Origin of the sequence: Halomonas sp. R57-5 (assembly GCF_900070345.1) — a bacterium.
GTDB classification, from domain to species: domain Bacteria; phylum Pseudomonadota; class Gammaproteobacteria; order Pseudomonadales; family Halomonadaceae; genus Vreelandella; species Vreelandella ventosae_B.
In genome coordinates this window covers 4,864,860-4,886,264 of sequence record NZ_LN813019.1, presented here as the reverse complement: position 1 = coordinate 4,886,264, position 21,405 = coordinate 4,864,860, and the positions used below count along the sequence as shown (strand labels likewise).

The window sequence follows — 21,405 nt, the reverse complement described above, 5'->3', positions numbered from 1 at the left end:
CGCTTGTAGCAGCGTCTGATGAAATAAACCGTTGGCTGAGTTTTGTCGGCTAAAAGCACCTTGAGACTGCGTCTGAGGTGAACTTTGGCTTACCGAAAGCAACTGGTGAATATTCATGTTCAGTTCCCTGGCACCGCTAATGCGGAGTGTCTTTATGCTGACGAGCCAAGCGGCTTGTCACTAGATCATCATTCGTTTTTTGTTCCTGACGCTCACTGCGGCGGTGCTCTTCTAACAGGCGACGCGATGTCAGTGTATCGTAGGAAGAGAGCTTTCGCTGCTCTTGTTGCCAGTTCTTTTTACTCTGCTCAACGCTTGCCTGTTGAGAAGCTAACGCTTGGCGAGCGCGGCTTAGGGCCGCATCCAAAGAGGCCAGGAACTGTTGGTAGTTGTACATGGTGGCAGGGTCAATGCCGTCACTCATCGCTTTTTGCAAGCGCTCGGCGTACTCCGCCCGATAGCTCAATAGTGATTTTAACTGAGCGGTCGTTTGCTGCTCCGTTTGTCGCTCTTGAGCCAGTATCTTGCCTGCTTGATCGCGTGCGCCTCTGGCTAAGTCGGTTAACATTTCGAGCTGTGAAGTGCTCATGCGCGTCCCCCTACTAGCGTGTACAGCGCTTGGCGTGCATCCGCAAGCGTTGCACACTCATCAATATTCTGTTGCAGGAAGTTTTCTAACGATGGAAAGCGTTTCACTGCCTCATCAAGCTGCGGATCATGACCTGGGCTGTAGGCCCCCACGCTGATAAGGTCCCGGTTCCGCTGGTAGCGAGAGAACAGCTGCTTGAAGACCCGCGCTTCCTGGAGTTGCTCTGATGAGACAATCGATGTCATCGCACGGCTAATCGAGGCTTCAATATCGATTGCCGGGTAGTGGCCTGCTTCTGCTAATGTTCTCGACAGCACGATATGCCCATCTAGAATGGCGCGAGCAGAGTCGGCAATAGGATCCTGTTGGTCATCGCCTTCTGTTAGCACGGTATAAAACGCCGTAATGGAGCCTCCGCCACGCTCGGCGTTACCTGCACGTTCCACAAGGCCAGGCAGTTTAGCAAACACGGAGGGTGGATAGCCTTTCGTAGCGGGTGGTTCTCCAATCGCTAGGGCAATTTCCCGTTGTGCCATGGCATAGCGTGTCAGTGAGTCCATAATCAGCAGAACATCGCGACCTTCATCACGGAAGCCTTCTGCCAGGCGTGTCGCATAACTGGCACCCTGCAGGCGCTGCAGCGGTGATGTATCCGCGGGAGCGGCGACGACGACAGCACGCCGTCGGCCCTCAGGGCCTAAAATATTATCGATAAAATCCTGTACTTCACGGCCCCGCTCACCTATCAAGCCAACCACAATCACGTCGGCTTTGGTGTAGCGCGCCATCATGCCTAGCAGTACTGATTTACCTACCCCCGAGCCGGCAAACAGCCCCATTCGCTGACCTCGACCTACGCAGAGCAGTGCATTAATGGCACGAATGCCGACGTCAATTTGTGCATCGATCGGTGCCCGTGAAAGCGGGTTGAGCGGCGGCGAGTTGAGTGTTGCCCGAGGTATCTCTTCAATGCTTTCACGATCATCAAGCGGATTGCCGTTGCCATCCAGCACCCGGCCCAGCAGGCTGTCGCCCATAGGGAAACGACGGGCACTGTTGCTACCGCTTTCATCCAGAGGTGCTACGCGCGCACCAGGCATTAGTCCGATGACCTCTTCCAGTGGCATCAGGAACAATTTGTCACCGGAAAAGCCGACAACCTCTGCTTCAGCATGTTTATCGCTGTCTGATAGGCGTCCGTCGCTGCCGGGTAATTCAATACGACAGGCGCTGCCCACGGCGACGCGCAAGCCAACCACCTCAATCACCATCCCCGTCGCGCGAATGACGCGGCCGCTATTGCGGTAGCGCGGCAGGTGACTGACACGCTGTTGCGTGCGTCGCAATGCCTTATTCCAGCGATGTCGATGAGGACAGGTGGTATCTGCCATAGCGTATCCGCCTAGGATGAAGGAACGTTAGAAGAGGGGGGCGAATTAAGGCCGCGTTTGCGCGATTGGGCTTGAATGGCATGCCATCGGCTTTCGAAGGTCGCGTCAATTTCACCCTGGGCACTGGTTACCCGACAGCCACCCCGGGCAAGCTGATCATCAGGTTGCAGCTTCCAGTTAGCGGCCCTTAGCTCATTGCCTAAGTGCTCTTCTACCAGTGTGTGATCGTCCGGGTTGAGCCAGAGACGCTGATGACCCACCAAGGGCGGCTCGGTGTGCAAAAGTTCTCGGACAATCACCAAAATTTGTTCAGGCGTATCCTGCAAAGCATCGCTAGCAAGCTGCCTGCCTGTGGCTAGTGCTAACTCAACAAGGTCGTAGGCGATGGTGTCATCAAGGTGTTCAAGCGCATCCGCAAACTGTTTACCCAGTGTTTCCAGCGGCGCGACGGTCTTGCGAATTTGCGCTTCTAGCTCGGTTTTTGCCTGCTCGGCAGCTTCCTCTAAACCCTTTTCAAGCCCCTCTTTACGACCCTTCTCAAAGCCTGCGTTATACCCCTCTTTTTCCGCTTGCTGACGAATACGTTCGTGCAGTGCCTGGCGCTCACTCTCTTCACGCTGGCGCGCCTGCTCGGCAGCTTTTTGTGCCGCCTGCACTTTGCGCTGGTGAGCCGTAGGCACTTCGCCATCCGCAGCGTGGTTGCTCTGCGTGGTTGCCAGCTCTTCCATTTGCCAGCGACGCCAATCGCCATGGCGATCAAATTTAGGCGAGTGAGTATTAGACATACTCGTCGTCTCCACCTGCCAGGACGATTTCACCTGAATCTGCTAAGCGTCTTACGACCTGCAAGATAGCCTTCTGCTCGGTTTCAACTTGAGAGACACGGATAGGGCCGCGGGCTTCCATATCTTCGCGAACTAAATCGGCAGCGCGCTGTGACATATTGCGTAGGAACTTGTCCACCAAGGCGTCCTGCGCCCCTTTGAGAGCCACCACCAGAGAATTGGTCTCGACTTCTTGCAGCACCATTTGAATGGCGCGGTTGTCGAGGTCCAGCAGATTCTCGAACAAGAACATTTCGTCGATAATTTTCTGGGCCAAATCTTCGCTATGCGCACGCACGGTCTCAATGGCGGTTTCCTCCTGGGAGGAGTTCATCAAGTTGAGAATCTCAGCAGCCGTTCTTACGCCGCCCATTTTGCTGCGTTTAAGGTTCTGACCGTCCAGCATGCTGGTAAGTACTTCGGTCAGCTCTTGTAGCGCGGCAGGCTGAACGCCGCTGAACGTAGCGATGCGCAGCACCACATCATTACGCAGTTTCTCTTCAAATAGTTCTAGAATATCGGACGCTTGATGGCGATCCAGGTGAACCAGGATCGTCGCAATAATTTGCGGGTGTTCGTCGCGAATGAGCTCAGACACCATGGAAGCTTCCATGAGGTTGAGGGCATCGATACCTGAGTTGTTACCCGTTGTTTCAAGAATATCTTCAATCAGGCTGGTCGCGCGTTCACTGCCCAGCGCTTTGGTTAACACCGAGCGAATGTGATCGCTGGAGTTAAGATTCAACGCTACAAACTCTTCGGTCTCTTTATGGAATGCTTCGAGTACCGCCTTCATATCGTCATGGGAGACCTGGTTCAGCCGGGCCATCTCCATACTGATTTCTTGTACCTCAGCGGCGCCGAGGTATTTAAACACCTCTGCGGCACTGTCTTCATCGAGTGCAAGCAATAAGACAGCGCTCTTGCGAGCACCGCTCATTTCAGCAATTGAACTACTCATTAGCATTCATCCAGCTACGAATGATCATCGCGACCATGCGTGGGTCTTCCTGAGCCATTTCACGCAGGTCGTTGAGGTTATGTTCGTAAAGTGATGTTTTGCGTTTCCGCTTCGGCTTGGCGTAGGTTTCACCGCTCTCATCACCCGCTTCTTCTCCTTCCTCGTCTTCTTCGCCGCCGACGCTAGCGGCCAGCGTCCCGCCAGGTGCAGCCGTGGCCATAACCGGCGTTTGGGTATAGCGCTTAATTAAGGGGCGCAAAATCAGCAGGTAGAGCAAGAGAATTGCCAGTGCAACCAGCAGGTAGCGACCCGCAGTGGCAGCCATTGAAAGGATGTCGGGGTCTTTCCACCACTCGACCTCCTCGGTTTCCTCGGTACTGCGGGCGAAGGGAGAATTGACGACTTCAACTTCATCGCCGCGCAGCTGTGAGAAGCCCATAGCTTGGCGAACCAGGCGTTCAATTTGAGCGACCTCATCCTCTGTTAGAGCGACATCAACCCATTCTCCGTCGTCGTTCATTTCCGAGCGGTAATTCACAACCACCGCAGCGGATAGCCGCTCTACCTGGCCAAGACGGTGCTGCACATGCTCGATGCTACGGTCAACTTCGTAGTTGATAACGTCGTCTTGACGCAAGTTGCGCAACGCTTCAGGGGGCACATCTTCTTGCTGGTCGGCTTCCTCTTCATCACCTTCCGGCTGGTTGATAGGGGAGGGTATCGTGCCCGGTGGTGTATTGCTTAACGCGCCTGGAATGCCTGTGGCCAATGGGTCTTCACCGTCAAACGCAAGGCTTAGCTGACGGCTACGTACGGCGGCTTCGTTAGGCGGCTGATTGGGCCCGTAACGCTCAGAGGTTTGCTCTCGCCGCGAGAAATCGATCTGTGCAGCAACTTGGGCACGCACGTTATCGCGACCCAAAATGGGCGTTAGAATATGCTCGATGCGTTGCTGGTAAGAACGCTCAACCTCAGCAATATACTCAAGCTGCGAGCCATCCAGGTCATTGCCATTACTTGTCTCGGCAGACAGCAAACGACCATCCTGATTTACCACGGTGACATCTTCAGCGGCAAGCTCGGGCACACTACCCGAAACCATATGGACAATCGCGCTGACCTGCCCTTCACCCAAAACACGGCCAGGTAAAAGAGTCAGCACAACGGACGCTTTGGCTGGCTCACGATCACGAATAAAAACCGATGGCTTGGCCATGGATAGGTGAACTCTCACCCCTTCCACCGGTCCCAGCGATTCAATTGAGCGCGCAAGCTCACCTTCCAAGCCCCGCTGGTAATTGACCTGCTCAGCAAACTGGCTAATCCCAAACGCTTGGCTATCCATTAGCTCCAGGCCAAGATTGCCGCCGCGGGGGAGGCCTTGCTCAGCAAGCTGTAGGCGCAGGGTGTGGACTTGGTTGCTAGGCACCATTAACGCCTGTCCACCTTCACTGAACTGATAAGGAATGCCGCGGGTATCTAGTTCATTGATGATACTGCCACCATCAGCTTCACTTAGGTTGCTGTAAAGCACACGGTACTCAGGGCTGCTGGCCCACATAAATAGAGCCGCCACAATAGCAATTGAGGCGGCACCAGCGATAAGCAGTGCGACGAGCGGATTGCCACGCAACTGCTTCAGCGTTCGATCAAAAGCCGAGCCGTTGGCGGTATCGCGTTCAGCATTTCCACTGCCTGTGCTTCCACTATTTATATTTCCACTGCGGGGAGTGGATTGATTCGTACTGTTTTGACGGCCTGCCGTTGCACCAGTTTCGCTCATGCGACCCTCCAGAGGGGCAGGCTAAGCTGGCGTCGGCCCAGGCTCATCACCAAAGAAGGCATAGGCTATATCCGTCAATCGCGGTTATCCGCCTAAAAGATGAGGCGGAATTGTGATGACGGCCATTATCCGGTGACTAGTCGAGCCTAAAGGAACGATAAGCTTCGCTTTTTATGCGCATTTGTCCGTATGAGGCGGGTTGCTTTGGTGTTAGGCTTTTCGCATTAGATATTTTTTGTGAATTGAGGTGAGCGTATGAGTACTCCCGCAATACAGGCTGCGCTACAGCAAATGCAAGGCATGGCAACCCAGGCGGCATCCACCCAGCCCCTTAGCGGTGCCCAGGCGTCAGCAGTAGTCGGACAGGGAGGTTTTGGGGGTGAGCTTCAGGCCTCGATTCAACGCATTAACCGACTTCAGCAAACGGCTAACAGCCAAGCCATGGCTTTTCAGGCGGGTGATCCTAATCTACAGCTCAATGACGTAATGGTCGATATGCAGAAAGCAAGCGTTGCGTTTCAAATGGGGCTTCAGGTTCGCAACCGCTTAGTTTCTGCCTATCGTGATGTTATGAACATGCAGGTGTAGGGGGCTGTGTTGATCTTTAGGCTTCTATAGAGATTATACGTCCTTGCATTTCTTCTAGTCGCTCAGCAATAGCGAGCACTTCTTCTGCCGGGATCTGGCGTATTATTTCTCCAGACTCTCTGTCTATGACCCGCGTAATCACGCGTGAGGTTTTTTCACTTAACTCAAACTCTAAGCCATGTGGACGCATTATCTCGTTAATGCGCTGGATAGGCTCAACGAGTTCTTCGGTAGAGATTTCACGCTCGGTGGAATCTGTGTTTTTAAGCTGTGTGTTCGTTGTCGCTAGCTGGGCTAGTGTGTTTTCTAACCGCTGACGTGGGTTTAAGTGGGTTAGGACTGACGACGGCGGCGTTATTGCGTCGGTGGGTAGTGAGCTCATGGTGCACGTTCCTCTTTAAAGTCAGCTTTGGCAGCCAGTTAGTGGTGCAATAGCGTGAAACGGCAGCCATAGCTCGAATTTTAACTAATTTAGTAAGCGTTTCTATACTAATATCGGCAGGCCGCAGAAAAACTTTACATTGATCAGCTTGGTGTTGTGTTTGCTTGTTATTGATAGCTCCGACTATATAACCTCCTGCCTCTGCAAGCTATAGCTCGCCTAATAAGCATGAGAATGATGGCTTTTTGAGCATACGCCGCATTGCCGGCATCTGATATGCTTCCCCGCTTTGCGGTTAACTAATTAACGCATAAGAGTAAGTGAGGCGAGAATTGTGGCGGAGCAGGATGAGTTTGAAACAATAGCAAGTACAACAGTGATCGAGTCTCTGCTGAATACCTTGATCGAAACGGGGGGAGTGTCACTCTGCCTTGCCGCGGCTGGCGCGCGCCCTGAGCCTATCGTCTTGATGGAGCAGTATCCAGGGCAAGCATTAGTGATGGATCTCTCATCTGTTGATTATTTGCTCCACCATCTTCAGGGCGGCGCTGATTTTTACTTGCGTGGGCAGGCGCAGGGTAAGGTGATGCAAACGCCGCTGCTGCACTTGACGGAAACGCGCCAGGCCGGAGGGCGTTTTTTGTGTTGCAGTGATTACCCTGCTTCATTGGAAGTGCTGCAGCGCCGTGAGTCTTTTCGCGCTGAGCTGCGTATGGGGATGGTGGTATCGGCGAGTTTGTATGATGGCGATGTCAAGATCGAGGGGGAGCTGAGAGACTTATCCCAAGACGGCTGCCAGCTTGAATTGCCGTTGGCAGCCAGTGGTCTGTTGGCGAAGGCCGCTATCTCTCTGAAGCTAGCATTTACCTTTCCCGATGGCACCTATTTTGAGGTGCTAGGAGAGGCTCGCCATCAAAAAACAGACGCTGAGCGCCATCTACTGCGCGTCGGCTTTAGCTTTGTCGATTGTAGTGCGGAGCAAGAGCGGCAAATTTGGTATTTCGTGTGTGAAATAGAGCGCGAAGCGGCCCGCTATAAAAAAGAGCAGCAGGGCGAGCGCCAGCCCTCTCCGCTATTCGCGTTGGTCAATAAGCGTTCTGGTGCCAGAGAGCTGCTTGGGCGGCGTGATGTACAGCGCTACGCGACGCCCATGGCGCGTCGGCTGGTAAAAGTGGCCGCTTATCTGGATGCGCAGCTGCTTTCGCTACAGCAAGGTAGCGATATCGATGGGCGTCAACTCTCCCGCTATGCTGATCGGGTATTAGATCTTCACGAGGAGGATCGAGAAGCGCTGCTATTTGCCTCGCGATGCTTATCTCCAGAGCCTTTGATTGTGCGCCACGGTATTGCAGTGGCCATTCATTTGCTCGATTTTGTGGGAGCTAGCATGCCCCGCGAGCTGCGCAAAGCGATAGTGGCCAGCGGCCTCATTCACGATCTTGGCAAAGCCTTGGTTCCTCAAGTGCTGTTTAAGGCGCCGCATTTTGAGGTTAAGCATCGAGAGGCGGTCGGTGAGCATGTCCAGCTGTTGCTAGATCGCTTGCATGCCTGTCAGTGGCTGTCGGTGGGTATTGTGCAGGCAGTGATTGGGGGGATTAATGAGCGCATGGATGGCAGTGGTTATCCTGGAGGCTTGAGTGGGGCTGATCTTAATGAGTTAGCCAAAGCCAGTGCTATTGTCGACGTGGTCGAGGCAATGCGGCGCGATCGCGCTGATCGTCCAGCTAAAACCGTACAGCAAATTTACCGCCATTTATTACAGCATCCGCACCAATTTGATATGCGTTGGATTAAACGTTATATCGAGCACTTTAAAGGCCTACCAGTGGGCTCGTTGGCGCGTTTTTCCAGTCAGCAGCAGGGTTGGGTCTTAAGCATTGATGCTAAAGGTAACCCTACGGAGGTACTGCTTGCGCCGCAGGTAGAGCCGCCCATGCGTGACAATGTGGGAGTGGTCGTGCGGAATAATATTACGGAACGGCTTGGGCGAACTGTTAGCGAGATTGCCGTGTCTACTTAATGGACAAAATGTTCATGCGTGATAAGCCGCTAGTGGATATCATCGCTAGTGCAGAAAAAAGCGTTGTAAGCCATTAAAGTCCCCCAGGCTCGCGCCGATAGATACTGTTAGTGCAGTTTGTTTTTGTCTTTTAATATTCGTGGTTTCTCCCTCTCTAGGGTGAGCATAAAGCCACGCAAAGGAGTTCCGCTTATGACTTACTCTCGCGGTGGCGCCGCCTATGGGCGGGGAGCTAACGCTTATGCGCGTGTCGGCGTAGAAAGTGGAGTGATGTCGGCAGACCCGCATCAGCTTATTGTGATGCTGTTTGACGGTGCTCAGGCTGCTATTCGTGCTGCGCGTATTCATATTCAGGCGGGCAATACGGCCGAGAAAGGTAAGTCGATATCGAAAGCGCTGGATATTGTTAATAATGGCCTTGCCGCTGCTCTGGATCAAGATAAAGGTGGCGAGATTGCCGAGCGATTAGCATCGCTTTATGACTATATTGCTCGCCTGCTATTGACGGCGAATCTGCGTAACGACGAAGAAAGCTTAAACCAGGCCGAGCATCTGCTCGAAGATATCGCCTCAGCGTGGCGTGATATTGGCCAACAGCAGAGCGCGTGAGGCAATAATGTCATCTACATCTGCTCATAATAAAAGTGCTCAACAGGCGCTGCTTACTAGTTATGAAACGCTATTAAGTCGCGTCGAACACATGCACGAACTTGCTAATGCCGAGCAGTGGGCAGAGCTGATCGATCAGCGTACAAGCTATGTACTGCTGGTGGAGCAGTTGCGTGAGCTGGATACGACCGTTGTACTTGATGCCGCTGGGCAGCAGCGTAAAGCAGAGCTGCTTGAGCTTATTCTTGAGCACGATGTGGATATTCGGCGTCGCTTAGTGTCGCGTCGTGATGAGCTCGGTAAGCTAATTGAGGTTTCGCAACGACAGCGAGATCTGCATCGCGCTTATGCGCCCCATCAAGGCGCTGAGGTCGCTTATGAAGCAGATGATGCTGATTCTACGAGGTCGTCGTGAGCGGTATTACCCCGCTTATTGATACGCTCTTGCACCAAGTGCTGGGGCGGCAGGGAGAGTTGTCCTTGCAGCGGGCGCTGGATCAGCCCGTAAAGCCTATTCCTCCGGGCCAAGGGCCGCGTGCAGTGATGGGCGATGCTAATTTGGATGGGCGAGCATCGTCTTCACCGTTGAGCGATTTAAAACGGTTGCCTCTTCCCGCAGATGGGGGGCGCACATTACCCCGTGGTGATGCGCTGCCATCTCCGCCAGGGTCAACGCAGACCCATTTTAGTCCTGCAGCAAGGACTATTGCTGATGTTTTATTACGGTTTCCCGCGCCCCCCTCGGTGATGCGACCAGAAGCGCCGCTAATCACCAGCCAAGAAACGCCAGCGGCTAGTACAGTCGCAACGCGTTTAGAGGCAAGTATTCGCGATAGTGGTTTGTTTTATGAGTCGCATCTAAAACGTTGGTTTCAGGGCGAGGGAACTCGCCAGCAGCTAATGAACCAACCGCAAATGCAGCCTGGCCCTCGCCCACTTGCTCCTCTTTTACCGACAGGCCTAGCGGCTGCTGCGTCACCAGCTGCAACCTCTGCTACGGCACCCCTAATTGCGCAGGCGCCTGCGCAATTAGGGGTGGGGGGCATGGCTATTTTGCCCAACGTCCCACTAGTGCCAGTAACTCATGAGCAAGGCTTAGCTGCTCGGCTGACGGGTGCTTCCCATTTTTTAGCAACTGGCTCGACGGCTGCTACCCCCGCTCAAGCGGCTGCTACTCCCGCCCAGGCGGGTGCTGCGCAGATATTGAATAATCCTGCCCCGCTTTCCACACATGGCGAGGCGCGAGACAGTGTTCAGGCTCGTGCAGAGTTAGGCCATGCTAGGGAGATCACCGAGCTGATCGCGAATCGCCCCGCTCGCGAGGTCGTTCACGAAAGCCTGCAGAGCCTCGTGCGACAGCAACTCGAGATGCTGGTAATGCCGACTATTCGTTGGGAGGGCGATGTTTGGGCCGGTATTTTTATGGCCTTAGTGATCAATCTGCCTGCTCGCGGTGAGGGGCAGGAGGGGCAGCAACCAGAGGGCGAGCCGGATGGTGGGTGGCGTTCTGATATGCAGTTAGACGTTCCCAATTTAGGGTCATTCAACGCGTCGCTGTGGCTCTATCGAAATGTGTTAAGTATCGATTTTACTACTGAAAGTACCCAGGCTTATCAGCGCATCGACGCTGGTCTGCCCGCATTAGAGAAACGACTGAGCGCTTTGGACTTACACAAAGTCCAGCTGCGCGCACGCTATGTCGAAGCGGAGGCCACCTATGGCAACGCCGGGTGAGCGCCGTCGCCAAGCAGTTGCTTTGGCTTATCAAGAGAACGATCGTGCGCCCCGGGTGGTGGCTAAAGGCTATGGGGACTTGGCCGAGCGCATTATGGCAGAAGCCCAGCGACAGGGTATTTATGTGCACGATGCGCCCGAACTGGTAGCGCTTTTGATGCAATTAGATTTGGACGCAGAAATCCCGGCAGGCCTTTACCAAATCGTTGCGGAGCTCCTGGTGTGGGTGTTCGAACTGTCAGAAGAAGGACTGACTCATCGTGAGATGCCTGAGTAGCCATTTACAGACGTTATATGTAACCATGAGGGTAGGTAATAAAAAGTCATTAATGGCGCCAGTACAATGGTCACAACATCGCGCCTGAGTCGTTTAATGGGACATCATGAGTCAAACCAACTTTCTCGATGAAATTCAGGAAATAAATTTAGCTTATTTGCTTCTGGCGCAGCGCTTACTTGATGAAGATCGTGAGGCTGCTATGTTTCGCTTAAAAATAGACAGCGATGTCGCCGATCTGATTGTGTCACTGAGTGCTTGCCAGCTGACCAAGTTGGCGCGAACAAGCCAGTTGTTGTGTCGGTTTAGTCAAATGAGCGCGGAGCGCCTTGGTCAGCTCACTGATAACCCGCGCGATCAGGGACTGGCTGGTTTGCACGCTTCACTGCTTTTGGCCGGAGAAGCATTTGAGCCAATGCCGCCAGGGGAAACGAAGTGAGCCAGAAAAGCTTGATCGACGAAATGCACCAAGTGCAGTTGGCAATCGAATTGATTGAGCTGGGCGCGCGTCTGCAGGTACTGGAAACAGAAACGGAATTAAGCCGTACGCGTTTGATCAAGCTGTATAAGGAAGTGCGCGGCATGTCGCCGCCAAAGGGGATGCTGCCTTTTTCCACTGACTGGTTTATTACCTGGCTTCCCAATGTTCATTCGTCACTGTTTTACAATATTTATTTAAGCCTGAAAGAGGCGGCGGGTTGTGATCGAATTGACGCCTTCGTCAAAGCTTATCGCCTCTATGACGAGCAAATGTCGCTGGAAAAGGTGGAGCCGGTGCTTGGGCTGACGCGTGCTTGGACCCTGGTACGATTTTTTGAGAGTGATTTGCTTCAACTCAATCAATGCACACGCTGTGGGGGGCAGTTTGTGGCCCACGCCCATAGCCCCGCTCAGCACTACGTGTGTGGCATATGTCAGCCCCCATCACGGGCGGGCAAAACGCGCAAAGCAAGGGAGGAGAATAGTGAAAAAATGTAACAATTTCAGCTCCTTTGTCACTGATAGCCAGAATTAGGGTATAACACTTAGTGATGAGTGCTTAGTCATAAAATCTCAGCGTATCGGCGTAGATAGCTGCAAAAGTCAGCGATGCTTTTTAATTAGACAATAACTTAGCCCTAGTATGATGGGCATAAGTAATGCTTGGGATGGAACGACTCTTATACATCAGAACAGGTGGCTAAGTTTTGGTTCCCTTACATTAATACTGAATACCGCAAGGACCCTGCTTGTGCTGATACCTCTAGGCTATGTAATCGTATTGCTATCTGTGTTTGGTGGCTATGTGCTGGCAGGTGGCAGCTTAGGCCCCCTGTACCAACCGCTTGAGCTGCTGATTATTGGCGGCGCAGGTGTTGGCGCATTTATTGCCGCGAACAATGGCAAGGCTATTAAAGCGACATTTAAAATTCTGCCCCGCCTCAAGCGCGCAAAGAAATATAACAAAGCCCTTTATATGGAGCTGATGGCACTGCAGTTCAAATTACTGTCCAAAATTCGCCGTGAGGGAATGTTAGGCATTGAACGGGATATTGATAACCCGCAAGAGAGCCCTATGTTTCAGGAGCATCCTACGGTACTGGCAGATCCCCATATCATGAATTTCCTTACGGATTATCTACGCTTAATGGTAAGCGGCGGCATGGAGCCGATGGAAATCGATGAGCTGATGCTGCATGAGATTGAGGTTTTTGAGCAGGAAGCTCATATCCCCATCGATGCCATCGCCAAAGTTGGCGATGCGATGCCTGCCTTCGGTATTGTGGCGGCAGTAATGGGGGTAGTTAAAACACTCMCCTATGCTGACGCTACGCCGGCCCAGATGGGCGTTATGATCGGGCAGGCGCTAGTGGGTACCTTTTTGGGTATCTTAATTGGCTATGGCTTTGTCAGCCCGCTGGCAAGCTACATTGACCGGCAGGCTAAAGAAGCCGAAAAAATGCTCCAGTGTATCCGTATTACCCTGCTGGCAAGTTTGCATGGTTACGCGCCGCAGTTGGCCGTTGAGTTTGGTCGCAAAGCACTATTTGCCGCCGAGCGCCCGAGCTTTACGGAGCTTGAAGAGTACGTGAGGGATGCAAAAAAGGCCGGTAACGCATGAGTAAGGGTGGTGACAAGCGCCCGATCGTCATTCGGCGCAAAAAAGTCGTTCATGCCCATCACGGTGGTGCTTGGAAAATTGCCCTAGCGGATTTTATGACCGCTCTGATGGCCTTTTTTTTGGTGCTATGGCTTTTGAGTGTTTCCAGTGAAGAGACGCGCAGGGGCGTAGCTGAGTACTTTAGCACCCCCCTGATAACGGCGATCACTGGTGGAGACCGTTCGGGCAGCACCAGCGCGATTCCTGGTGGTGGGCCGGATCCGACCCATAGTGATGGGGAGCGGGCGCGAATTGATAGCCTTCAGCGTACTCGTCCAAGCATGCAGGAGCGTAACTTCTTCAGGAATTTGCAAGAGCGTATTGAGCGGGCTATTGAGCAAGATCCCGAGTTACGCCAGTTACGCAGTCAGATGCGTTTTGACTTAACCCGCGAAGGGCTACGTATACAGCTTTTGGATACCGACCAGCGGCCCATGTTTGAGTTAGGTAGCGACCAAGTCGCCCCCTATATGCGTAGCCTGCTACGTACTATTGCACCGCTGTTAAATGAGCTTCCCAATGAGCTAAGTATCAGTGGGCATACCGATAGCGTTCCCTATGCGGGTGGCTATCGCGGTTACAGTAACTGGGAGCTCTCTAATGACCGTGCGAATGCGTCGCGTCGTGAGCTTATTGCGGGTGGTTTTGATCCAGATCAGCTATTGCGCGTATCAGGCTTTGCGGATCGCGTATTGTTACCCGAGACTGAGCCAACCAATCCGATCAATCGGCGCATAGAGCTGGTGGTGCTCTTTCCTGAAATTGCAGAGGCGATTCGCAATCCTGCCGTGATGGATTCGGGGGCTGAAACGCCGGAAGCTTCAATCGAAGCAGTAGAAGCGTCAGCCGAAGCGCAAATTGAATCAACACAACAAGACGAGCCTCAGGTGCAAGCGCCAGAGTGATCTGAGCCTGTCAGAGCCTTTCACATAAAAGCGACGTTAAGGTGGAGCGGTGCATGGATATAGCGGATTTTTTTGACACCTTTTTTGAAGAGGCTGAAGAGCTGCTTTCGGATATGGAACAACATTTGTTGGAATTGGATGTTGATGATCCTGACAGTGAGCAGCTCAATGCTATTTTCCGTGCCGCCCACTCGATTAAGGGGGGAGCGGGAACCTTTGGTTTTACCGTACTACAGAAAACCACTCATATTTTGGAAAACCTCCTCGATTACGCACGTAAAGGCGAACTGACGCTGCGAGCCGACCTCGTGGATACCTTTTTAGAGGCTAAAGACATCATGCATGAGCAACTCGATGCCTACCGCAGCGAAGAGGAGCCCAACCAAGAGGCATTTGAGCGGATTTGCCAAACGCTGCAACAAATTGCCCTGGATGAAATCGGCCAGCAGCTAGATGGTCCGGCTACCCCCGCAGCTCAGCCCAAGACTTCACCTGCGCCTGACGCCAGTACGGACAACAGCGCAGAAGCAAAGAGTGGCGCAGGCGGCCATCTGTTAGTGGCACTGCTTAACGTTGCAGATAAAGACCGCGTCTTGCTGGTTGAAGAGTTAGAGCAGCTTGGCGAAGTACAGTCTCAATCCGGCGACGCCAAGCGCTACGAAGTTATCCTCAAAAGTAGCGACAGTGCTGACGATATTGAAGCCGTCATGTGCTTTATTATCGAGCCAGATCAGATTGAAATTTCGGTCGTCGAGGGCGTTGCTGCTGAACCAGCCGCCCCCGAGGCAGAAGCTCCGGCGCCGGCTYCCCCAGTGCCGCAAGCACCTGCGCAAAGCACCGCCTCTAAGGCGAGCCCGGCAAAAGAAGTTGCCAAAGAAAAACCTAAGAAAGCCGCCGAGTCGTCATCCATTCGCGTATCTGTCGATAAAGTTGATCAAATTATCAACTTGGTGGGTGAACTCATCATCACTCAATCGATGCTCGATCAAACGGTTAGCGATTTAGAGGATCAGTCGGTTGGCAATGCCTCATTGCAAAATGGCATGAGCCTGCTGCAGCGTAACGCACGGGATCTCCAGGAAGCGGTGATGTCGATTCGCATGATCCCAATGGAGTTCGTTTTCAGTCGTTTCCCACGGGTTGTGCGCGACACAGCTGGCAAGTTGGGCAAAGAGATTGAGCTGATCACCGAAGGCAAGTCGACTGAACTGGATAAGAGTCTGGTTGAACGGATCACCGATCCGTTAACGCATTTGGTGCGTAACAGCCTTGATCACGGCGTAGAGATGCCTGATGTACGCGAAGCCATTGGTAAGCCGCGTATTGGTAAGTTAACGCTATCGGCGCGCCATCAGGGCGGCAATATTTTGATTGAAGTGCGCGATGACGGTGCGGGTATGGATCGTGATCGCCTGCTGGCCAAAGCGCGCGAAAACGGCCTTAACGTGTCTGACACCATGTCTGACGAAGAGGTGTTCCAGCTCATTTTTGCCCCCGGTTTCTCAACCGCTAACGAAGTCACTGACGTATCCGGTCGTGGCGTGGGCATGGATGTGGTGAAGCGCAACATTCAGAGCATGGGCGGTCGCGTTGAAATTCAGTCGAAGCTGGGCGAAGGCACCAATACGCGTATCGTACTGCCGCTCACGCTGGCTATTTTGGATGGTATGTCGATTAAAGTCGGCGGGGAGACGTTTATCCTGCCGCTTTCCACCGTGCTTGAGTCGCTTCAGCCCGCTAAAGAAGACATGTACGCAATGGCCGGTGACGACGTAGTGATCAAGGTGCGCGACGAGTATCTGCCAGTGATCGCCATTCACGAGGTGCTGAACGTCGAGAATGCAATTACCGATCCCACCAAAAGCATCGCCGTTATTGTGCAGGGCGAAGGGCGTCGCTACGCCATGCTAGTCGATGAGTTAATCGGCCAGCAGCAAGTGGTGGTCAAGAATTTGGAAGACAACTACCGCAAAGTACCCGGAATCTCGGCCGCCACCATTCTAGGCGACGGTAGCGTTGCGTTGATTCTGGATATTACCGGTTTACACCGCCTGAGCCGATATAAAAAAGAGGCAGGCAGAAAAGWAGTAAACAATCAAAACCTTTCATCTTTTAAGGAGGCTGAGCCGTCATGAGTCAAGCMAACAGTGGTGCGGTGCTAGCCGCAGAAGCCGAAAATCGCGAATTCCTAGTGTTCTCATTAGGCGACGAAGAGTACGCCATTGATATTTTGAAAGTGCAGGAGATTCGTGGTTATGAAAACGTAACGCGAATTGCCAATGCGCCAGATTTTATCAAAGGGGTCACCAATCTACGTGGCGTGATTGTACCGATCGTTGATCTACGCATTAAGTTTCACTTTGATAAGGTCGAATACGGCGGCCAGACAGTGGTGATTGTGGTTAATGTTGCTGACCGTGTGGTCGGTATCGTTGTAGATGGCGTTTCCGACGTAATGACATTGACTCCCGATCAGATTAAGCCAGCACCGGAATTTGGCGTCACCCTCTCGTCTGATTTCCTCAGCGGACTGGGTAGTCTAGATGACCGCATGTTGGTACTAGTGGATATCGATAAGTTGCTCACCAGCGACGAGATGGCGCTAGTAGAAAGTACCAGCAGCCAGTAAGGCGATCCAAGCGTGGCACAGGGAGCGTGCCAGATCCGTTTCACCTAATGATGCATTCGTGCGCTATGGAAAGTGCTTGCGAGTGTCGGTTGTGCGTGGAGAAAAGGGCGTGACACAGCGAATGCGGCAATTAATGAATAATATGACAGTGCGCTTAAGTTGGGGCTTGGTATTAGCGACGCTTTCGGTACTTGTCTTAATTGCCAGTGGTATCGGCCTTTATGCCCTGCATCACGGGGCGTCAATTGTGCAGGCATCGGACGATGTCCAGGCGCAGCAAGCCGCTTTCAGCGCGTTTGCCGCGACGATTCGCTGGGCACTGCTTGGCATTGTGTTGATGACCATCGCTACGGTTATCGTTGTGATCTGGGGGGTGACGGCCAATGTGCTGCGCCCGCTAGACCGCTTGGTGGGCTATTTTGAACGCATGGCGCAGGGGGATTTAAGCCAGGCGATCACCTCTCCAGGCAACAATGAGATCGGGCGGCTTTATAGCGCTATGGCACATATGCAGTCCTCTCTCTCGCAGACGGTAGGCACTGTGCGCACCAGCGGCACGTCGATTTATGAGCGTTCACAACAAATTGCCAGTGGCAATAACGACCTCTCTTCGCGCACGGAGCAGCAGGCGACCTCGTTAGAAGAGACGGCTTCCAGCATGGAGCAGCTAGCTTCCACGGTGGGTCATAACGCTGAAAATGCGCGCCAAGCCAGCCAACTGGCCGGGAGTGCGACCCTGACGGCCCGTCGCAGCGGTGAAGAAGTCGGTGAAATCGTGAGCACCATGCAGGATATTAGTGCAAGCTCGCACCAAGTCGCTGATATTATTACTGTTATCGATAATATTGCGTTTCAGACCAATATTCTCGCGCTGAATGCTTCGGTGGAAGCGGCGCGTGCCGGTGAGCATGGCCGGGGGTTTGCCGTGGTGGCCCAGGAAGTGCGCAGTTTAGCCAGTCGCAGTGCCGCTGCTGCAAAAGAGATCCGTACGCTAATTGATACCTCGCTCAGTAAGGTGGATACCGGCACCCAGCGCGTCAATCAAGCCGGTCAAACGATGCAAGACCTGGTGGGCGCTGTTCAGCGCGTTAGCGATATTATGGATGAAATCGCCGCAGCTTCTGAGCAACAAAGTAGTGGCATTGGTCAGGTAAACCAGGCGGTGGCGCAAATGGATCAAGTGGTGCAGCAAAATGCCCAGCTTGTTCAGCAGGCCGCGCGAAGTGCCAATGAGCTCGAAAGCGAAGCGGGCCGCTTACGCGAGGCCGTAGAGCGTTTTCGGGTCACTGAAGCTTTAACTCCGCGCTCACCGGCTGTGGTGCCAGCGGCGGCAATATCTTCGACAACGCCGAGTCTCCCGGCAAGGCATAAACAACCAGCGGAAGAGGCAGAAGAGTGGGCGTCGTTTTGATTTGCTTGGTAGGGCAGGCAAATTTTTTCTAAAAAATAAAACATTATAAAAAGGTAGATTATGCGTAATAACCAGCCAGTCTCTCAGCGTGAAATTGAGCTAAAAGAGGACGACTTTTTAGTTTCGCGTACCGATACCACGGGGCGCATCACCTATGCTAACCCTGCGTTTATCGATATTAGCGGCTTTGAACACGCGGAGTTGATAGGCGCGCCGCATAACCTGATACGCCACCCAGATATGCCGCCAGCAGCCTTTGAAAACCTCTGGCAAACCGTTAAGACGGGGGAGACGTGGCGCGGGCTGGTTAAAAACCGCTGTAAAAATGGCGACCATTACTGGGTTAACGCCAGTGTGACGCCGATTATCGAAGATGGCCAAGTCGTGGGTTACACCTCGGTGCGCGTGCAGGCAAGTCGCGAAGCCATTGCGCAGGCGGAGCAGGCGTACGCTGAAATACGCGAAGGCCGCAATAAGCGGTTCTATTTGGATAAAGGTCGGTTGCGTCAGAAAGGGGTGATCAAGCGTTTGGCTCGGGTACGCCTGGATACCATTCGTGCCAAGTTGGTCGGCATGATTGTTGTGGCAGGACTGCTGCTGTTAATTAGCGGTGGGCTAGGGTTGTATGGCCTGAATGTCTCTGGCGAGCGTTTGGGCCAACTGAACAACGATGGCCTGCGTGACGTTATTCGCCTGCAGCAAATCGACCAAACCATTGCCCAAACCCGCCAAACGATGATTGAGCCAGAGCGTATGGAGCTGATAAACCAACGCTTCGAGATGGGTGAAAGCATTGAGGAGAGCGCAGCAGAGGTTGCTGAGGTGTGGCAGGAGTACTATTCCCGTGAGGTCAATGCGACTGAGCTTGCCACCGAGTTTGACCAGCAGCTACAGACCTTCCTGCAGAACGGCATGGGCCAGGCGGCCAGCGTGCTTCAGGCAGAAGAGACCTACCAAGCCTTTACCGGTCTCGATGCTGTGATTAGCGTCATGACCAGCGATGGCCGCATCCTGTCAGGCATGGTTAATCAACTGATTGCCCAGAAGCAGCAGGCGGCTGAGGCCATGGCCGTTGACGCTCGGCAAGGTCAAACCACGATGCTGGGCGCTCAAGCCATAGTACTTGGAATTGGTTTGCTGCTGCTTATCTTGATCGGCATGGTTACCCTGCGGGCGATTACCAGGCCGCTAAAAAGTGCCGCAGGTTTTACGCTGCAAATTGCTGGCGGTAATTTGGCCGCTAAAGTCCCCGCCCAGAGACGTGATGAAGTGGGTCAATTAATAGACTCGCTGAATACTATGCGCAAAAGCCTCAGCAGCATCATCGCCGATGTAAAAAGCGGTATTGATGTGGTCACTCCGGCTGCCCAGGACATTGCCAGCGGCAACGAAGAGCTGTCGTCACGTACTGAACAGCAGGCGGCCTCTTTGCAACAAACCGCCTCCAGCATGGAAGAAATGACCGCTACCGTGCGGCAAAACAGTGAAAACGCTCAAGAAGCCCGTCGTCTAGCCGATAACAATGCTATCCAGGTAACCAATACCGGCGAGTTGATGGCGCAGTTGGTCGACAATATGCAGCGGATTACGCAAAGCTCTCAACAGATGGCTGATATTATCAATGTGATCGATTCGATCGCCTTTCAGACCAATATTCTGGCCTTGAATGCATCGGTAGAAGCGGCGCGGGCAGGTGAACATGGGCGTGGTTTTGCCGTGGTGGCTGAAGAGGTGCGTAATCTAGCGGGCCGCAGTGCTGGCGCCGCTCAAGAAATTCGCGGCCTGATTGATGGCTCTAACCGTGAAGTTGGCGAGGGTGCCAGTTTGGTGACCAAAGCCGAAGCGGCGATTAGCGAAGTGGCAGAAGCAGCGCGCAGTGTGACGCAAATCATGCACGAGATTTCGGCCGCCTCCGAAGAGCAGAGCCATGGCATTGCCCAGGTTAACCAGGCAGTCGCAGAGATGGATCAAGGCACCCAGCGCAATGCCGTACGGGTTCAAGAAACCGCACGTGCGGCGGTCTCGCTGGAGAAGCAGGCGGGGCTATTAGCGTTATCAGTGGAAGCGTTTCGATTAAACAGTCAGGGGGCGTTACGTCCGCCGGTGGTAACAGCATCTAAACCCGCTGCCCAACTGCCTAGCGCTACCACGCCAAATCCGCCCGTTAAACGGCAAGTATCCTCAGCAGAGGAGTGGGAAGAGTTTTGACCGAACAACGTGAACGGGCTTTAGATGCTGGACAGTGGACATCGGGCAGTCAGATCGAACGCGATCTGGTATTGACGGATGCGGATTTTACCCGCATCCGCGAGCTGATCTATCAGCGCGCCGGTATCGTGCTGGCTGAGCATAAGCGTGAAATGGTCTATAGCCGCTTAGCAAAGCGGCTACGCCACCACGGTATGACGCGCTTTACTGATTATTTGGTACGCCTGGAGCGTCAGCCAGAGGCCAAAGAGTGGGAGGCGTTTACCAATGCGCTGACTACTAACCTCACGGCCTTTTTTCGTGAAGCGCACCATTTTCCGCTGCTGGCAGAGCACATAAAGAACAAGCAAGACCCGGTCACCATTTGGTGTTCGGCTGCCTCCMCTGGTGAGGAGCCTTACTCGCTGGCCATGACGTTGCTGGAAACGCTGGGCGCTAAAGCGTCGCAAGCCAAAGTGATTGCCACCGATATTGATACCGATGCCTTAGCCAGAGCACGCGCTGGTGTTTATCCCTTGGAGCAGGTGCGTAAGCTCGATGAGACGCGGGTAAAACGGTTTTTTCAAAAAGGTACCGGTAACCATGCGGGCTTTGCTCGGGTGCGCCCGGAAGTATCCGCCTTGGTCGAGTTTTTGCCACTTAATTTACTGGCGCCGCAATGGCCAATTAAAGGCCCTTTTGATGCGGTGTTCTGTCGAAACATCATGATTTATTTTGATAAAGATACACAATCAAAAATTCTTAAGCGGTTTGCGCCACTGATGAAACCCGATGGCTTGCTGTTTGCAGGTCACTCAGAAAACTTCTCGTACATCAGTGACGCCTTCAAACTGCGTGGTCAGACCGTCTATAACCTGGCCAAGAAATGAACAATTATCGTGTCTTTATGATCGCTTTAGGCGCTGTGGCTCCGGCGGTTGCAATCACACATCAGGCGTCTACAGCAAGAGGAGG

Annotated in this window: 21 protein-coding genes; 15 read left to right on the top strand and 6 right to left on the bottom strand. The window is 53.3% G+C overall.

Features of this window, described 5'->3' with window-relative positions:
* Positions 1-136: 136 nt before the first annotated feature.
* Genes fliJ through fliF form a run of 5 tightly spaced genes read right to left on the bottom strand, consistent with a single transcriptional unit; the run spans position 137 to position 5,548 of the window.
* Positions 137-589 carry a flagellar export protein FliJ gene (gene fliJ, locus HALO_RS22295; RefSeq protein ID WP_035582548.1) on the bottom strand — a complete coding sequence of 151 codons (453 nt, stop codon included), beginning with the start codon at positions 587-589 and terminating at the stop codon, positions 137-139.
* Positions 586-1,980, bottom strand: coding sequence for a flagellar protein export ATPase FliI (gene fliI / locus HALO_RS22290; RefSeq protein ID WP_035582550.1), 1,395 nt, complete (start codon positions 1,978-1,980; stop codon positions 586-588). Before fliI ends, fliJ begins: the two co-directional genes overlap by 4 nt.
* Before the next feature lie 11 nt (positions 1,981-1,991).
* Positions 1,992-2,765, bottom strand: a complete 774-nt coding sequence (locus HALO_RS22285) for a flagellar assembly protein FliH (protein WP_035582552.1) — start codon at positions 2,763-2,765, stop codon at positions 1,992-1,994.
* Positions 2,758-3,765 carry a flagellar motor switch protein FliG gene (gene fliG / locus HALO_RS22280; RefSeq protein ID WP_035582554.1) on the bottom strand — a complete coding sequence of 336 codons (1,008 nt, stop codon included), beginning with the start codon at positions 3,763-3,765 and terminating at the stop codon, positions 2,758-2,760. Before fliG ends, HALO_RS22285 begins: the two co-directional genes overlap by 8 nt.
* A complete protein-coding gene (fliF, locus tag HALO_RS22275; protein WP_035582557.1) occupies positions 3,758-5,548 on the bottom strand; it encodes a flagellar basal-body MS-ring/collar protein FliF in 1,791 nt (596 codons plus the stop codon). Before fliF ends, fliG begins: the two co-directional genes overlap by 8 nt.
* A gap of 255 nt (positions 5,549-5,803) precedes the next feature.
* On the opposite strand from fliF, the gene fliE reads away from it, so the two are divergent.
* The gene (fliE, locus tag HALO_RS22270; RefSeq protein ID WP_035582559.1) at positions 5,804-6,136 is read left to right on the top strand and encodes a flagellar hook-basal body complex protein FliE; all 333 of its coding nucleotides are present in this window, start codon (positions 5,804-5,806) and stop codon (positions 6,134-6,136) included.
* A 16-nt stretch (positions 6,137-6,152) separates the two neighbouring features.
* On the opposite strand, the gene HALO_RS22265 is transcribed toward fliE, so the two are convergent.
* A complete protein-coding gene (locus tag HALO_RS22265) occupies positions 6,153-6,518 on the bottom strand; it encodes a flagellar protein FlaG (protein ID WP_035582562.1) in 366 nt (121 codons plus the stop codon).
* Positions 6,519-6,852: 334 nt separating this feature from the next.
* Between HALO_RS22265 and HALO_RS22260 the strand changes: the two genes are divergently transcribed.
* From HALO_RS22260 to HALO_RS22195, 14 genes are all read left to right on the top strand, one after another.
* Positions 6,853-8,538 carry an HD domain-containing phosphohydrolase gene (locus HALO_RS22260; protein WP_327050261.1) on the top strand — a complete coding sequence of 562 codons (1,686 nt, stop codon included), beginning with the start codon at positions 6,853-6,855 and terminating at the stop codon, positions 8,536-8,538.
* A gap of 192 nt (positions 8,539-8,730) precedes the next feature.
* Positions 8,731-9,147 (top strand): flagellar export chaperone FliS, encoded by a 417-nt coding sequence (gene fliS / locus HALO_RS22255; RefSeq protein ID WP_035582569.1) that lies wholly within the window; start codon positions 8,731-8,733, stop codon positions 9,145-9,147.
* 7 nt (positions 9,148-9,154) lie between these two features.
* Positions 9,155-9,562, top strand: a complete 408-nt coding sequence (gene fliT / locus HALO_RS22250; RefSeq protein ID WP_035582571.1) for a flagellar protein FliT — start codon at positions 9,155-9,157, stop codon at positions 9,560-9,562.
* On the top strand, positions 9,559-10,881 hold the full coding sequence (fliK, locus tag HALO_RS22245; RefSeq protein WP_035582573.1) for a flagellar hook-length control protein FliK: 1,323 nt from the start codon (positions 9,559-9,561) through the stop codon (positions 10,879-10,881). Before fliT ends, fliK begins: the two co-directional genes overlap by 4 nt.
* Positions 10,865-11,158, top strand: a complete 294-nt coding sequence (locus HALO_RS22240) for an EscU/YscU/HrcU family type III secretion system export apparatus switch protein (RefSeq protein WP_035582575.1) — start codon at positions 10,865-10,867, stop codon at positions 11,156-11,158. The genes fliK and HALO_RS22240 overlap by 17 nt, the downstream gene beginning before the upstream one ends.
* A 106-nt stretch (positions 11,159-11,264) precedes the next feature.
* Positions 11,265-11,597, top strand: a complete 333-nt coding sequence (gene flhD, locus HALO_RS22235; RefSeq protein ID WP_035582577.1) for a flagellar transcriptional regulator FlhD — start codon at positions 11,265-11,267, stop codon at positions 11,595-11,597.
* Positions 11,594-12,136 carry a flagellar transcriptional regulator FlhC gene (gene flhC / locus HALO_RS22230; protein ID WP_035582580.1) on the top strand — a complete coding sequence of 181 codons (543 nt, stop codon included), beginning with the start codon at positions 11,594-11,596 and terminating at the stop codon, positions 12,134-12,136. The genes flhD and flhC overlap by 4 nt, the downstream gene beginning before the upstream one ends.
* Positions 12,137-12,389: 253 nt before the next feature.
* A complete protein-coding gene (motA, locus tag HALO_RS22225; RefSeq protein ID WP_050714054.1) occupies positions 12,390-13,259 on the top strand; it encodes a flagellar motor stator protein MotA in 870 nt (289 codons plus the stop codon).
* Positions 13,256-14,203, top strand: a complete 948-nt coding sequence (motB, locus tag HALO_RS22220) for a flagellar motor protein MotB (protein WP_035582586.1) — start codon at positions 13,256-13,258, stop codon at positions 14,201-14,203. The genes motA and motB overlap by 4 nt, the downstream gene beginning before the upstream one ends.
* Before the next feature lie 53 nt (positions 14,204-14,256).
* Entirely contained in the window at positions 14,257-16,338 is a 2,082-nt protein-coding gene (cheA, locus tag HALO_RS22215; protein WP_050714053.1) for a chemotaxis protein CheA, read from the top strand.
* Positions 16,335-16,832, top strand: coding sequence for a chemotaxis protein CheW (cheW, locus tag HALO_RS22210; protein ID WP_035582589.1), 498 nt, complete (start codon positions 16,335-16,337; stop codon positions 16,830-16,832). The genes cheA and cheW overlap by 4 nt, the downstream gene beginning before the upstream one ends.
* Before the next feature lie 133 nt (positions 16,833-16,965).
* On the top strand, positions 16,966-18,243 hold the full coding sequence (locus tag HALO_RS22205; protein WP_231896772.1) for a methyl-accepting chemotaxis protein: 1,278 nt from the start codon (positions 16,966-16,968) through the stop codon (positions 18,241-18,243).
* 60 nt (positions 18,244-18,303) lie between these two features.
* Positions 18,304-20,451 (top strand): methyl-accepting chemotaxis protein, encoded by a 2,148-nt coding sequence (locus HALO_RS22200; protein WP_035582595.1) that lies wholly within the window; start codon positions 18,304-18,306, stop codon positions 20,449-20,451.
* Complete coding sequence (locus HALO_RS22195; RefSeq protein WP_050714052.1) at positions 20,448-21,320, top strand: CheR family methyltransferase; 873 nt, start codon at positions 20,448-20,450, stop codon at positions 21,318-21,320. Before HALO_RS22200 ends, HALO_RS22195 begins: the two co-directional genes overlap by 4 nt.
* Positions 21,321-21,405: the final 85 nt, after the last annotated feature.

Excerpts from the sequence above, each read along its gene's own strand:
- HALO_RS22240 (WP_035582575.1), top strand. The coding sequence starts at position 10,865 with ATGGCAACGCCGGGTGAGCGCCGTCGCCAAGCAGTTGCTTTGGCTTAT.
- fliT (WP_035582571.1), top strand. The coding sequence starts at position 9,155 with ATGTCATCTACATCTGCTCATAATAAAAGTGCTCAACAGGCGCTGCTT.
- fliS (WP_035582569.1), top strand. The coding sequence starts at position 8,731 with ATGACTTACTCTCGCGGTGGCGCCGCCTATGGGCGGGGAGCTAACGCT.
- HALO_RS22200 (WP_035582595.1), top strand. The coding sequence starts at position 18,304 with ATGCGTAATAACCAGCCAGTCTCTCAGCGTGAAATTGAGCTAAAAGAG.
- motB (WP_035582586.1), top strand. The coding sequence starts at position 13,256 with ATGAGTAAGGGTGGTGACAAGCGCCCGATCGTCATTCGGCGCAAAAAA.
- HALO_RS22285 (WP_035582552.1), bottom strand. The coding sequence starts at position 2,765 with ATGTCTAATACTCACTCGCCTAAATTTGATCGCCATGGCGATTGGCGT.
- HALO_RS22265 (WP_035582562.1), bottom strand. The coding sequence starts at position 6,518 with ATGAGCTCACTACCCACCGACGCAATAACGCCGCCGTCGTCAGTCCTA.
- fliF (WP_035582557.1), bottom strand. The coding sequence starts at position 5,548 with ATGAGCGAAACTGGTGCAACGGCAGGCCGTCAAAACAGTACGAATCAA.
- fliG (WP_035582554.1), bottom strand. The coding sequence starts at position 3,765 with ATGAGTAGTTCAATTGCTGAAATGAGCGGTGCTCGCAAGAGCGCTGTC.
- HALO_RS22205 (WP_231896772.1), top strand. The coding sequence starts at position 16,966 with ATGAATAATATGACAGTGCGCTTAAGTTGGGGCTTGGTATTAGCGACG.
- flhD (WP_035582577.1), top strand. The coding sequence starts at position 11,265 with ATGAGTCAAACCAACTTTCTCGATGAAATTCAGGAAATAAATTTAGCT.
- fliI (WP_035582550.1), bottom strand. The coding sequence starts at position 1,980 with ATGGCAGATACCACCTGTCCTCATCGACATCGCTGGAATAAGGCATTG.
- fliE (WP_035582559.1), top strand. The coding sequence starts at position 5,804 with ATGAGTACTCCCGCAATACAGGCTGCGCTACAGCAAATGCAAGGCATG.
- fliJ (WP_035582548.1), bottom strand. The coding sequence starts at position 589 with ATGAGCACTTCACAGCTCGAAATGTTAACCGACTTAGCCAGAGGCGCA.